The sequence below is a fragment of the Vibrio sp. 1078-1 genome, assembly GCF_033340475.1.
Map to the genome: position 1 here is coordinate 1 of NZ_JAWOWM010000871.1, position 523 is coordinate 523.

The 523-nt window shown below is 46.3% G+C and carries 1 protein-coding gene; it reads right to left on the bottom strand.

Translation table 11 applies throughout. The features are described from left to right. Nucleotides 1-523: histidine kinase dimerization/phospho-acceptor domain-containing protein (locus tag R7190_RS30555; RefSeq protein ID WP_318138302.1), on the bottom strand; the 523-nt coding region annotated here is incomplete at both ends.

Genomic DNA, 523 nt, shown 5'->3' on the forward strand with positions numbered 1-523 from the left:
TTGATGATGTTTAATAGGTTGTTTGCGGACTTCTCAATGGTTTGCAAGTAGTCGGTTTGGCTATTAGAAAGCTGCGTTTTGAGCATTTGACGAGTAAAGCCAATCACGCCATTCAATGGCGTACGTAATTCGTGCGACATATTGGCCAAAAATTCTGACTTCACACGTGCGGCTTCTTGTGCGCGCTTCTTCGCAATATCGAGCTCAACGTTTTGAATTTCTAACTGTTCCAAGGTTTCGCGTAGGTCTGACGTGGCTTGGTCTATACTGTGCTGCATCTCGACGTGGTATTCCGATAGCGAAACCGCCATGGCGTTGATACCGTTTTTCAGTTGGTCTAACTCGCCGTGCATTTTGCCTTCGATACGCACATCTAAGTGACCACGACGAATACGATCAACGACGTTTTTCATGTGCGTGATTGGTTGGGTAACATCATGCATTAAGCGGGAAGCAAACACGCTCGCAAGTCCAAGACCAAGGATCAAAACAAGGAAAGCGGAGAAGACTTCTTGGCATTGCT